This is a genomic window from Sporanaerobium hydrogeniformans (assembly GCF_002735925.1).
GTDB lineage: Bacteria > Bacillota > Clostridia > Lachnospirales > Cellulosilyticaceae > Sporanaerobium > Sporanaerobium hydrogeniformans.
This window is the reverse complement of the sequence record NZ_PEDL01000041.1, coordinates 1-10,537: the sequence shown is the minus strand read 5'-3', so window position 1 is coordinate 10,537 and position 10,537 is coordinate 1. Positions and strand designations below refer to the sequence as shown.

The 10,537-nt window shown below is 35.7% G+C and carries 17 protein-coding genes and 5 tRNA genes; 20 read left to right on the top strand and 2 right to left on the bottom strand.

Going from position 1 to position 10,537, the window contains the following annotated elements; translation table 11 throughout:
* Positions 1 to 153 precede the first annotated feature (153 nt).
* The 5 genes from CS063_RS17005 to CS063_RS16985 all read left to right on the top strand — a co-directional run bounded on the left by CS063_RS17005 (position 154) and on the right by CS063_RS16985 (position 581).
* Positions 154 to 225: transfer RNA gene (locus tag CS063_RS17005), tRNA-Asn, on the top strand.
* Positions 226 to 236: 11 nt separating this feature from the next.
* A tRNA-Trp gene (locus CS063_RS17000) sits at positions 237 to 309 on the top strand.
* A gap of 11 nt (positions 310 to 320) precedes the next feature.
* Positions 321 to 394: transfer RNA gene (locus CS063_RS16995), tRNA-Asp, on the top strand.
* 36 nt (positions 395 to 430) lie between these two features.
* Positions 431 to 503, top strand: a tRNA-Val gene (locus CS063_RS16990).
* 4 nt (positions 504 to 507) lie between these two features.
* Positions 508 to 581: transfer RNA gene (locus CS063_RS16985), tRNA-Met, on the top strand.
* On the opposite strand, the gene CS063_RS16980 is transcribed toward CS063_RS16985, so the two are convergent.
* Positions 563 to 2,017 carry a recombinase family protein gene (locus tag CS063_RS16980; RefSeq protein WP_099450871.1) on the bottom strand — a complete coding sequence of 485 codons (1,455 nt, stop codon included), beginning with the start codon at positions 2,015 to 2,017 and terminating at the stop codon, positions 563 to 565. The two genes, CS063_RS16985 and CS063_RS16980, sit on opposite strands and share 19 nt — an antisense overlap.
* An 82-nt stretch (positions 2,018 to 2,099) precedes the next feature.
* Positions 2,100 to 2,606, bottom strand: a complete 507-nt coding sequence (locus CS063_RS16975; RefSeq protein WP_099450870.1) for a helix-turn-helix domain-containing protein — start codon at positions 2,604 to 2,606, stop codon at positions 2,100 to 2,102.
* Positions 2,607 to 2,755: 149 nt separating this feature from the next.
* On the opposite strand from CS063_RS16975, the gene CS063_RS17765 reads away from it, so the two are divergent.
* The 15 genes from CS063_RS17765 (at position 2,756) to CS063_RS16910 (ending at position 10,437) form a co-directional block, all read left to right on the top strand.
* On the top strand, positions 2,756 to 2,908 hold the full coding sequence (locus tag CS063_RS17765) for a hypothetical protein (RefSeq protein WP_180270846.1): 153 nt from the start codon (positions 2,756 to 2,758) through the stop codon (positions 2,906 to 2,908).
* An 18-nt stretch (positions 2,909 to 2,926) separates the two neighbouring features.
* Entirely contained in the window at positions 2,927 to 3,142 is a 216-nt protein-coding gene (locus CS063_RS16970; protein WP_099450869.1) for a hypothetical protein, read from the top strand.
* A 465-nt stretch (positions 3,143 to 3,607) separates the two neighbouring features.
* Positions 3,608 to 3,802 carry a hypothetical protein gene (locus CS063_RS16960; protein ID WP_099450867.1) on the top strand — a complete coding sequence of 65 codons (195 nt, stop codon included), beginning with the start codon at positions 3,608 to 3,610 and terminating at the stop codon, positions 3,800 to 3,802.
* 29 nt (positions 3,803 to 3,831) lie between these two features.
* Positions 3,832 to 3,981 (top strand): hypothetical protein, encoded by a 150-nt coding sequence (locus tag CS063_RS17760; RefSeq protein ID WP_180270845.1) that lies wholly within the window; start codon positions 3,832 to 3,834, stop codon positions 3,979 to 3,981.
* Between the two features lie 96 nt (positions 3,982 to 4,077).
* The gene (locus CS063_RS16955; RefSeq protein WP_143452488.1) at positions 4,078 to 4,293 is read left to right on the top strand and encodes a hypothetical protein; all 216 of its coding nucleotides are present in this window, start codon (positions 4,078 to 4,080) and stop codon (positions 4,291 to 4,293) included.
* A gap of 166 nt (positions 4,294 to 4,459) precedes the next feature.
* Complete coding sequence (locus tag CS063_RS16950; protein WP_099450865.1) at positions 4,460 to 5,200, top strand: rolling circle replication-associated protein; 741 nt, start codon at positions 4,460 to 4,462, stop codon at positions 5,198 to 5,200.
* A complete protein-coding gene (locus tag CS063_RS16945) occupies positions 5,197 to 5,682 on the top strand; it encodes a hypothetical protein (RefSeq protein ID WP_099450864.1) in 486 nt (161 codons plus the stop codon). The genes CS063_RS16950 and CS063_RS16945 overlap by 4 nt, the downstream gene beginning before the upstream one ends.
* Complete coding sequence (locus tag CS063_RS16940; RefSeq protein WP_308415559.1) at positions 5,675 to 6,046, top strand: VRR-NUC domain-containing protein; 372 nt, start codon at positions 5,675 to 5,677, stop codon at positions 6,044 to 6,046. Before CS063_RS16945 ends, CS063_RS16940 begins: the two co-directional genes overlap by 8 nt.
* A 4-nt stretch (positions 6,047 to 6,050) precedes the next feature.
* Positions 6,051 to 6,833: a ParA family protein gene (locus CS063_RS16935; RefSeq protein WP_099450863.1), complete on the top strand. Its 783-nt coding sequence runs from the start codon at positions 6,051 to 6,053 to the stop codon at positions 6,831 to 6,833.
* 4 nt (positions 6,834 to 6,837) lie between these two features.
* Entirely contained in the window at positions 6,838 to 7,773 is a 936-nt protein-coding gene (locus CS063_RS16930) for a ParB/RepB/Spo0J family partition protein (protein WP_099450862.1), read from the top strand.
* A 2-nt stretch (positions 7,774 to 7,775) separates the two neighbouring features.
* Positions 7,776 to 8,414: a putative metallopeptidase gene (locus CS063_RS16925; protein ID WP_099450861.1), complete on the top strand. Its 639-nt coding sequence runs from the start codon at positions 7,776 to 7,778 to the stop codon at positions 8,412 to 8,414.
* A gap of 16 nt (positions 8,415 to 8,430) precedes the next feature.
* Positions 8,431 to 8,922 (top strand): hypothetical protein, encoded by a 492-nt coding sequence (locus CS063_RS16920; protein ID WP_099450860.1) that lies wholly within the window; start codon positions 8,431 to 8,433, stop codon positions 8,920 to 8,922.
* A gap of 26 nt (positions 8,923 to 8,948) precedes the next feature.
* Positions 8,949 to 9,266, top strand: a complete 318-nt coding sequence (locus tag CS063_RS16915; protein ID WP_099450859.1) for a hypothetical protein — start codon at positions 8,949 to 8,951, stop codon at positions 9,264 to 9,266.
* Position 9,267: 1 nt separating this feature from the next.
* On the top strand, positions 9,268 to 9,423 hold the full coding sequence (locus tag CS063_RS17755; RefSeq protein WP_180270844.1) for a hypothetical protein: 156 nt from the start codon (positions 9,268 to 9,270) through the stop codon (positions 9,421 to 9,423).
* A 21-nt stretch (positions 9,424 to 9,444) separates the two neighbouring features.
* Positions 9,445 to 10,437 carry a tyrosine-type recombinase/integrase gene (locus CS063_RS16910; RefSeq protein WP_099450858.1) on the top strand — a complete coding sequence of 331 codons (993 nt, stop codon included), beginning with the start codon at positions 9,445 to 9,447 and terminating at the stop codon, positions 10,435 to 10,437.
* The last annotated feature ends 100 nt before the right edge of the window (positions 10,438 to 10,537 follow it).

The window sequence follows — 10,537 nt, the reverse complement described above, 5'->3', positions numbered from 1 at the left end:
AGTGCAGTAATGCATGTAGGTACTAAGTACTAACGGTTCGAGGGTTTGACCTAACAATAAAAGGTTAAAGGATTGTGTTTAGTTTTGTGAGTATAAAATATTGACATAAGTCAATAGATATGTTATCCTAATAAAGGAAATAATAGTCTATATTCCTCGATAGCTCAGCGGCAGAGCATCCGGCTGTTAACCGGAGGGTCGTAGGTTCGAACCCTACTCGGGGAGTTTAAAAATATAGGGGCATAGTTCAGTTGGTAGAACGTCGGTCTCCAAAACCGAATGTCGTGGGTTCAAGTCCTGCTGCCCCTGCTTAGAAGTTTGGCCCAGTGGTACAGTTGGTTAGCACGCCGCCCTGTCACGGCGGAGGTCGAGGGTTCGAGTCCCTTCTGGGTCGTTAAGTTAAGCAATTAACTTAAAAATTTATAAATAAGGTCGCTTAGCTCAGCTGGGAGAGCACCTGCCTTACAAGCAGGGGGTCATAGGTTCGAGCCCTATAGCGACCATTGTGGCGGAATAGCTCAGTTGGCTAGAGCACACGGTTCATACCCGTGGTGTCGGGGGTTCAAATCCCTCTTCCGCTATTGTCATAATGTACGCCTACATTTACGGTAAAAGTACCGTCGGTGTGGGCGTATATTTTTGTTACGTGAGTTTTAATAATATTTTTTAGGTCTGTATCCCAATTATCAAGGGATGATTTAAAAAGATTGACGAGAGCCTCCTTGCTTACTTTAGCTTGTGAACTACTTTGCCTTAAAATGATATCTTCTAATTCACTTTTACGAATACGAAGGCGAGCGATTTCTTCTTCTAATTCTGGGAAACTAGCACCAGCAAGGACAGCTTTGACACCATTATGAATTTTAGTAGTAATTTCATTTAGCTCCTTTTTTTCTTCTACTAGGTTAGGACTAGCATTATTTACTTGATCAGCGATATATTGAGCCAATTCTTCGACATTAGTTTCTTTTAAATACGACTTTAAGCTTTGTACAACAAAGGTTTCAATGATATCTGCTTTAATATTTTTAGTTTTACAATTGCGAGTACGATATTTATCACCACAGCAATAGTAGCGACTTTCATAGCCACGTGAATTCGTACTGGTGTGACCAACATAAGTTGAACCACATGCTTCACATTCAATAAGTCCACTTAATAAATACTCTCTTTTAGCCTTGTTTGAGGCTCTGCTTTTATTATTTTTCATCCTTGATTGCACCCTTTCCCAAATAGTTCTATCAATTAGAGGAGGTATAAAATCGTCTATGCGTATAGCATTAGGATTATCAATACCACCAGTCCATTTTCTAAAAAGCTTATAGTTTTTCTTATTCCATGTGTAGGTACCAATGTAGCGATCATTTTGAAGAATGACATTAAGGCTATTGCGACACATAACTTTACCACGTTTGCCTTTATAGCCATTTAGTGCTTGTAAAATATCATTGTAACTATCACCTTTAGCGTACATAGTAAATATTTTACGGACAATACTCGCTTCACCAGGATTAATAGTGTACTCTCCATTAACAATATCATAGCCAAGTGGAGGGACACCACCAAGGAAAGCCCCTTTTTTAGCTCTCTCAGCCACACCAGCTAAAGACTTTTTACGTGTATCCAGTACTTGATGTTGCCCAAGACCAACGTTAATCAGTTCCACTAAAAAGTTATTAGGATCAGTAATATCACCAAGTTGTTGATTAGCAGAGATAACAGCTATATTGAGGAGCATCATTTGCTTTCTAAAATCGAACCAATCTCCAACATCACGAGAACCACGACTAATATCATAAATAACAACAGCATCAAACTCATGTCTTTTAGCAGCCGCAATCATATTAAGAAATCCGGGACGATTAGTATTTGTTCCACTGTATGCTTCATCACTGTAAAAAGCGGTAAGTGTAATGTTGTTTTCAGAACAATATTTTTGAATGGCATTAAGCTGATAAGTGATACTGTTTTCAGTTTGGTTATCTGTGCTATAGCGTGTATAAGCAGCAGCGTTCATAAATAAGCTCCTTTCAATATCTATAATTAAGCCACTAAATATAAAAATTAGTGGCTTTTTTTGATATGTATTTATGTAAGGGCTAAGCGTGCTTTTGCCCTTCTAAAGCTGATAATATTTTCCCTTTTTTCTCAGCCTCAAGTTCAATGCGATAGCGTTCAAGTTCTTCTTCGATGTCGGGATAAACAGAGGGAGCTTCATAGGTAACAGTAGCAGCAATCTCATTATCATGAGTAGCGTGTTTAAAAAAGATATTTTTGATCTGAGAGAGGAACTTTAGGCGTGTGTCACGGTCAATATCCATATATGCCTTCATGATATCTAACTCTAAAGGAGATAGATTATTTTTTTGCGCATATTCATCCAATGTCATCGTAGTTGTTTCATTAAACATAGCCCCTTCACCAGTACGAAGCCACTCTTCATTTACATTAAACTCAGAACAAATAAGTTTAACTGTTCTATCTGTAATATTCACTTTACCTTTTTCGATGTCTGCAATAGAAGTTTGTTTTAAACCAATAATTTCCCCAAACTCTTTTTGGGTTTTTTTAAAATTTTTCCTTAAAAATCTTACTCTATCATTCAATTTAACACCTCCTTATTTAAAATATAACGGTAAACGTTAAAAAAGTCAATAAAAATATAAAAATATGTTGACTTTTAATGTTTAACGGTATATTATTTAGATATAACAACGGTAAACGTTAAATATATAAAAAAAGGAGGAAAAATAAGATGAAAACACTTTTAAACAAAAAAGATGTAAATGAATTAGATGTATTAAAAACAGTTCTTGAAGAGTTTACTGCGGAAGAGCAGAAGGACTTATTACTTTTTATGCAAGGAATACGCTTTGCAAAAAAGTTAGAAGAAAAAACACCAGCCTAAAGGAAAGGAGTGAGGAAGATGGAGAAAAGAACTTATGGTGAAATGATTCATGAAGCTATTGAGAAGCATGAAAAAATAACTAAAGATGCATCAGAAAAAGCTAAAAATGAAGAAGAGAATCAAATGAATATTAACCCAGATTGTTACGTAGCAAGAGAAATCATGTATCAAACAGCAGTATTGAAGAACATAGAAAATATGCTCAGGCAATTACTTAAAAGTGGCATGGAGTAACATGCCACTAGGTACTAGATTTCTATTAAATCACTTGATGTTACCAGTTCTTTTAGTCTATCAAACTCAAGGTCAGTCCATTGATGACTATGATTAGTGCAGAAGTTAGTAATTAATTCATTACAAAATACGTCGAATTGATGGATTAGTGATTCAACCATAGTATTTTCTAACTTATCATAGTTGCACACATATACACTTTTAATGCACATTAGATGCGATAATGCGGAAAGTGCATATGTTGTAGCAGCAGTTTGAGAGAACTGAGTATCTTTCATAGCAGAAGCATGGGCATTTTTACAAGCAATCCAACAAGAGTAAAGTTCGCATTTTATAAATCTTATAGGGTCTTGGTATATAGACAATATATTCACCACCTTTCTTTAGTATTTCAGCTTGGCAGAGCTGATAACTTTATTTTAAAGGCAGGAGATAGAAAATTCAATAAATAAAGGAGATAGGTACATGAGAAAAGTAAGGCAAAAAAATATAGATAAGGGTGAGGGGCTAGGTACTTTTGTGGTAGATCCACGAAAGCCACAGCTTACAAAGGAACAGCTAGCAGAAGCGTTGTTTGGAATGACACTAGAAGAGCTAGTAAGAGACATTCGTGAGAATAAAGATGGGAAATGGGATGAGGCTTATCAAAAAAGTACATAATAAAATAATTTTAGATAGGAGGGATAGATATGGAAGACAGGCAAAAGGTTGAGAGAAAGATAAGAATTTTAAAAAGCTACATTGAAGCAGACAGAAGGAAAAAAGACTCTAAGCAATTAGAGGTACATAAAAAGGCACTACAAGAGCAGGAGAAGTATTTACAAGAAATGGGGGGTTAAAGTGATACTTATAGGTGCAGTTTTAATATTAAGTACATCATGGATTTTTGGACAAGAATGGGTAGGTGAAAATGAAAAAAGGAAGAAGAGAAGGGTATGCAGAGAATGACAATAGTTAATCCTCATGGGGAATCTTATAGAGTACCTCTAGAGCGAGCAGGTGCATTTAAAGTGGAAAACATGGGGATAAGCATAGGCATAACAGGTGCAATGGTGGACAAGTTAGGAAGGTACGAAGACACAGGGTTAACACCAGAAGAAATTAAAAGGATAATAGTAGAAAATGGTAAATTACATAAAAAAATTGACTAGGTTTACGGGAATAAACCTAGTCAATAAATGCCATACATACATAAAAAACGATATATAAATTATAGCACATGTATGGCATGAAAAGCAAGTATTTACAAGGATTTAATCGCCTTTTAAAACTTGATAAAGGATATTAACTTAAGAACAACTTAAGGGGTAGATACAGATGCCATATATAGAGAGTAGATGTGTAGCTGGCAAGACAGTGGAAATAGAAAAATACTACACAAGTATGTACAAGAAAAAGGGGTTAAAAAGAGAACAAAAGAAAGAGATTACTAAAGAGGAACAGAAAAAAGTTAATAGTAGGCAAGCAGAAAAGAAGTTAAGGAGATTACTCAATGCTAACTTCCAGGGGGGAGACTTCCATCTAGTTCTTGACTATAGAAAAGAAGATAGACCAAAGAGTAATGAGGAGCTAAAGGAGCATGCAAGAAAATACCTACGTGAACTAAGAAAAGAATATAAGAAATTGGGATTAGAGCTAAAGTATGTGCATGTGATGGAGATAGGAAGTAAAGGAGCAATGCACCACCATTTAGTAATAAACAGTATTGATACAAAGATACTGGCTAGGCTATGGAAGTATGGGAGAGTGCATGTAAACCTACTAGATGAGTCGGGACAGTATAAGAAATTAGCATCCTATCTCATGAAGTACACAGATAGAGTAAGAGGTACAGAGGAGCAGATACAGAGCAAAAGATGGAATAGTAGCAGGAATCTTATTCATCCAGAACCAATAAAGCGAATTATTACTACAAAATCTTGGTATAGAGAAGAAGCCAAAGATGTAAAAGGTTATTACATAGACAAAGAGACAATAGATAAACGTATCCATGAGTTTACCGGATATCCTTACTTTACCTATACATTAGTCAAGATGGAAAGGAGGAGAGAAACATGAATGTAAAGGAATTATTTGAAAGAGCAATAAAGGGATTGGAAGAAGAGAGAGAAGAAGCAAAACACCTAAAAGACTATAAGAGGCAAGAATACTTAGAGAAATTACACAATGTAATAAATTTGTACATGACAACAAGGCATTTTATAGAATTTGACTATACTCTCATGGCAAGAGAGATAGAAAAAGAGGGTAAAGTAAACGGAATGAAGTTAAAGTACCTTACACAGGTAGGGAGAGATGAACATGAATGGATGGAGTTAAGGTGCAGTGATTGTTTCTCCACAACATTTAGAGTCCTAGAGCAAAAAGCATCTATGAAGGAAGGTCATAAGCAGTACTGCATAGAGTGTGCTATATGCAAGAAAAAGACATGGTATCACTTTTTAGACATAAGGATAAAAGAATTAGAAAAGCAAGAGGAGCAGGATATATATGCAGTAGATGAACAAGTAGAAGAAAGTGAGGAAAAGCAGAATGAATGATTTTATGGGAACAGAGTCGCAAGAGCAAATGGTGGTATTTAGATGGGCAGCATATGAAGGTGTAAGAAGACAGGAATTAAAGCTTTTATACCATGTACCCAATGGAGGTAAAAGGGACATAGGAACAGCTAAAAGGCTAAAGATAGAAGGGGTTAAAGCAGGAGTACCAGATATATGTCTCCCGGTATCAAGAGGGGGATATCATGGATTATACATAGAGCTAAAGGTAGGAAAAAATAAGCCTACAGTATTGCAAAGAGAGTGGATAGAAAATCTAAAAAAGGAAGGGTACTTTGTAGAAGTTTGCTATGGGAGTCAAGAAGCAATCAAAGCAATAGAAAGCTATTTACAAATGATGAGGTGATGAGATGAGAGTAATAAGTGTAATTAATTTAAAAGGTGGAGTAGGTAAGACCACAACGAGCGCTAATATAGCCTATGTTCTACATAAGCAGCATGGCTATAGAGTGCTTTTGATTGACAATGACAAGCAAGGTAATCTATCAAGGCTTTTTGGAGCTTATGACGAGGAAGAAGAGTGTGGCATGTCTAGAGTGCTACTAGAGCAGAACCCTAAGCAAATAGTAAAGCATACAAAGTATGAGGGAATAGATATTATTACAGCCAATATGAGCCTTTTAAGAGCAAATTTATTGATTATGAAAAACGATCAAGAGGAGCAGCACACACGCTTAAGACATTACCTCTATCAACTAGATAATAGTAAAACAGAAGGTTGGTATGATTATGTGATTATTGACAATCCACCAACGATAGACATGTGTGTCATTAATGCACTAGCTTGCACAGATGATGTGATTGTACCCGTAAAAGTGGATAAATGGTCACTGGAAGGATTAGAGATTATAACAAACCAAATTGAAGAAACAAAAGAATTTAATCCATGTATTCAGATGTTAGGGGTACTAATCACGGTGTTCAAGAAAAATGACGTTAACCTCTCAGGTGAAGAGTGGATGAGACAAAAAAGTGATTATCCGGTTTTTGATACAAAGATTAGGCAAACAGAGAAAGTAGATGAATCCACATTTTATGAAATGCCAGTGGTGAATTATTCTTTACGTTGTGGAGCAACTAGGGACTATAAGCGTTTTGTTTTAGAGTACTTAGAAAAAACAGAAGAGAGGTAGGTATATGGGAAAATTCAGTATCAATGATTTAATGAACACTAAAAGTAGGGGAGCAGTAAAGGAACTAGGAGCCTACAAGTATATGAAGATGAATACACTTGAACTTATACCTTCCGAAGATAATTTTTACTCTATGAATGAAATAGAGGAACTAGCAGAATCCATACTATTAGTTGGACTACAACAGCCAATAGTATTAGGGAAGGTAGAAGATGAGTATAGGGTAATAAGTGGTCATAGAAGGCTGAGTGCAATGAAAAGGTTATTAGAACAGGGACATAATCAGTTTGAAAAGATTGAATGCTTATACGCTGAGATGTCTGAGTCCATGCTCAACCTATCACTTATAGTAGGCAACGCATTTACTCGTAAGATGACAGATTATGACCTAGTGATGCAAGAGAAGAAGCTTAAAGAAGCTTTACTTAAAGCTAAAGAAGCAGGAGAGATAGAGATAAAGGGAAAGTTAAGGGATTTTATAGCAGAGTTAATGGATGTAAGTCGTACCAAGGTGGGACAAATAGAAGCCATAAATAATAACCTCTCAGATGAAGCGAAAGAAGAGCTTAAAGAGGGCAACATGAACTTCACAACAGCCTATGAAGTGAGCAGATTGACTAAAAAGGAGCAAGAAGAAGTAGTTAATCATATCAAACAAGGCAATAGTGAGGGGGTAAAGGACATCATAGAGGAAAAGAAAGAACAAAAGAGAAAGGAGCAAGAAGAAGAGAAAGTAGAGCCAGTATTAAGGGAACCAGCAGCAAAGGAATTATTAGGACAACCCATAAAGGTGTCAGAAACTGACACCCAATATTATAAGCAAAAGGAATATACACCAGTAGAAATACTTCAAGAACTAATAATAATGAATGAGCTTATAACAGATGAAGAGTTTGAGAAGATAGCAACAATCTTTTATTTATGCAGGGAAAGGAGATAGGCATGGGACAAAAAAGGCTGACCGTAGTGGATGAGCAAACGGGAGAAGTAAAGGAAGATATTAGTTTTAACGGTGGCTATAACATCATGTATACCAATTACCATGATGAGGGAAGAGTCGCAAAAATATTAAAATTAGACAATGCGATGTTTAGCAAGAAGCATTGGATTATGAATGAGTGGTATAAACCTATAGCAAGGGAGCTTATCTACAAATTTAAGGAATTACAGCATATAGCAGAGTACAAGATACTTTTTATAGAGGATAGGAAGTGGGAGCCGGGGGCGGCAGCGTACAACTGGAAAGCTAGAATAAAAAAGACCAATCTAGAGTTTGAAGCAGGCACAGGCTATGACTACATATTAGAGACGAGGAAATATTACACAGAAAAGATAAGTAAAGAACAGTTAGTATTGATGATTTATCACGAGTTAAGGCATATCGGGAAAGATGGGGAAATCATCCACCATGATATTGAGGACTGGAGTGATATAGTAGCCACATTTGGAACACATTGGCATGTAAAGGGGCAAGAAATCCTTTCCATACTAGATGAGGAGTTTGGAGAGGATGATTGGATGCAAGTAATGCCGACAAGAAGGCAAATCACTTTATTTGATAAGGTAAGCAAAGAAGGATGAGTAAGGAGGCAAAAAAATGAAGGGAAAATCAGTAAGAAAGCTAGATCAAACAACAGGAGAAATACTTGATATATATGAAAATGTAGCATTGGCAGCAGAGGAAATAGAGTGTGACACAACAGATATTTATGAAGCAATAAAAAGAAAATGTGTGAGTTCAGGATACAAATGGGAATATGCCAATGAAGGAGATGAAATAACACGTTATAAAAAGGTTAAACGAAAACAGAGAAGAAATAAAGCTTTAAGTAAGCTAGAAGAAAAAGATATTAACCAAAAAGAAAAAGATTATAGAGTGCTTAAAGCTAAAATTGATAGAAACAAAGAAAGCATACAAAAGGGAAGTATTGTAAAGATAGTACGTATAAGCATAGATAATGAACAAAAGGAGCGAATAAGTAAAGAAAAAGGAGAAGTAATAGGAAAGTATAATAATTTCTTTACAGTGGTAGTTAATGGAATGCGTGAAACACATGATTATAGTGAAGATGTAGAAGTAATTTGCTAGTAAAAATAAAGGGGAGGAAGCAGGAAATGAAGTTAAGAACTATGAAGAAGCGCTACAACAACCTAAAAGAAATTACGATGAGATTAAACAAAGAAATTGGAGTTATTCATACAGCATTGGGGAAGAGTGCCGAAAAGAATATACATTTAGCGAGAGAGCAAGCAAAGCTTTATAAGGAAAATCAGCAGCTATCAAGAGCCTATATGAATGCTATAGATGACAATGCAGAGCTAAAAAAAGAAATAAATATTGTTTTGACAGAGAATAAAGAATTAAAGGAAAAGCTTAAAGAGATAACAGCAAATAAATTGATGAGGCTAGTAGCAAAATTCAAGAGGTTTTAATATGTATAGCATAAATAATATACGGATATCAGAGCAGGCCTATAAAGTAGCGAAGGAGCGAGCAGAAGAAGCAAGGATGTATATATGTGAATGGATATCGAAAGCAATATTAGAAAGTGCATTACTGGAAGATCTGACAGAGGACAATGATCAATAAACTTATTAGGAGTGGCTAGGGATGAACATACATAAAACGATAGTTTACACTAAAGAAATTTACGAAAAGGCTAATAAAGCAAATAAGGAGTTACTTAAAGATTATTTAGTTGAATTGAAGTCAAAGAAGCGCAAGCCTAATACATTAGAGCAGTACTTAAGCGATGGAAGGATGCTTATATGTTATGTAGCGAATGAAATGGAGAATAAAAGTTTCTTAGATTTTAATAAAAAGGATTTTAGGCAAGTATCCTTGTGGCTTACTGAGGATAGGCAGGTATCTAATGCAAGGTTTAATAGGGTTTTCGCTCTTATTCATGGAATGATGGAGTACGCAGAGGATGAAGAGGACTACGAATATGAAAAGAACTATGCAAGAAAGATTAAGAACCTTCCCAAAGAGCCAGTCAAAAAGATTACTTTTTTGACAGACATTCAGATATCTAAAATTAGAGGATATTTACTTGAACATAAGATGTATCGTGAATGTGCTTACTTAGATATAAGTTACGATAGTGCAGCACGTATCAACGAAGTAATACAGATGAAAAAGCAAGATTTAGTAGATAACAGATATAGCAATACAGTAGTTGGAAAAAGAGGAAAGCAGTTTAACCTCATTATCCATGACCACAGCATAGAAAGCTTAAGATTATATTTAGAACAGCGAGGAGAAGACCATAAGGAAGAGCTTTGGGTATCTGTTAGGCGAAAAGATCATAAAGTAGTAGGTAAACAAGCAGCCTATGAATGGACTAAGAAAATGTGCAAGATACTTACAGAGCTAGAAGGAAAGCCAATTACATTTTCACCACACTGCTTTAGACATAGTGCATTAGAAAACTATGAGAATGGAACGCACTATATGTGTAGGGTATTAGCAGAGCCTAAGAAGTTTAGTTTAGAAGAACTTAGGGTACTAGCACACCATGACAGCATGGATACTACAAAGAGTTACCTAAAGCCAAAAGAGAACAATGTAATAGAGGGAATGTTTGGAGTAAAGATATCATAACAAATAACTTATTTATTAGATAGGGGGTGTGGGTTTGGGAGCATTAAAGTGGCCAGGTGCCAAATGGAGTATAGCTGATAAGATAGTGCAGCTACTTCCG

Coding starts and splice junctions, on each gene's coding strand:
- CS063_RS16980 (WP_099450871.1), bottom strand. CDS start 2,017: ATGAACGCTGCTGCTTATACACGCTATAGCACAGATAACCAAACTGAA.
- CS063_RS17765 (WP_180270846.1), top strand. CDS start 2,756: ATGAAAACACTTTTAAACAAAAAAGATGTAAATGAATTAGATGTATTA.
- CS063_RS16970 (WP_099450869.1), top strand. CDS start 2,927: ATGGAGAAAAGAACTTATGGTGAAATGATTCATGAAGCTATTGAGAAG.
- CS063_RS16960 (WP_099450867.1), top strand. CDS start 3,608: ATGAGAAAAGTAAGGCAAAAAAATATAGATAAGGGTGAGGGGCTAGGT.
- CS063_RS17760 (WP_180270845.1), top strand. CDS start 3,832: ATGGAAGACAGGCAAAAGGTTGAGAGAAAGATAAGAATTTTAAAAAGC.
- CS063_RS16955 (WP_143452488.1), top strand. CDS start 4,078: ATGCAGAGAATGACAATAGTTAATCCTCATGGGGAATCTTATAGAGTA.
- CS063_RS16950 (WP_099450865.1), top strand. CDS start 4,460: ATGCCATATATAGAGAGTAGATGTGTAGCTGGCAAGACAGTGGAAATA.
- CS063_RS16945 (WP_099450864.1), top strand. CDS start 5,197: ATGAATGTAAAGGAATTATTTGAAAGAGCAATAAAGGGATTGGAAGAA.
- CS063_RS16940 (WP_308415559.1), top strand. CDS start 5,675: ATGAATGATTTTATGGGAACAGAGTCGCAAGAGCAAATGGTGGTATTT.
- CS063_RS16935 (WP_099450863.1), top strand. CDS start 6,051: ATGAGAGTAATAAGTGTAATTAATTTAAAAGGTGGAGTAGGTAAGACC.
- CS063_RS16930 (WP_099450862.1), top strand. CDS start 6,838: ATGGGAAAATTCAGTATCAATGATTTAATGAACACTAAAAGTAGGGGA.
- CS063_RS16925 (WP_099450861.1), top strand. CDS start 7,776: ATGGGACAAAAAAGGCTGACCGTAGTGGATGAGCAAACGGGAGAAGTA.
- CS063_RS16920 (WP_099450860.1), top strand. CDS start 8,431: ATGAAGGGAAAATCAGTAAGAAAGCTAGATCAAACAACAGGAGAAATA.
- CS063_RS16915 (WP_099450859.1), top strand. CDS start 8,949: ATGAAGTTAAGAACTATGAAGAAGCGCTACAACAACCTAAAAGAAATT.
- CS063_RS17755 (WP_180270844.1), top strand. CDS start 9,268: ATGTATAGCATAAATAATATACGGATATCAGAGCAGGCCTATAAAGTA.
- CS063_RS16910 (WP_099450858.1), top strand. CDS start 9,445: ATGAACATACATAAAACGATAGTTTACACTAAAGAAATTTACGAAAAG.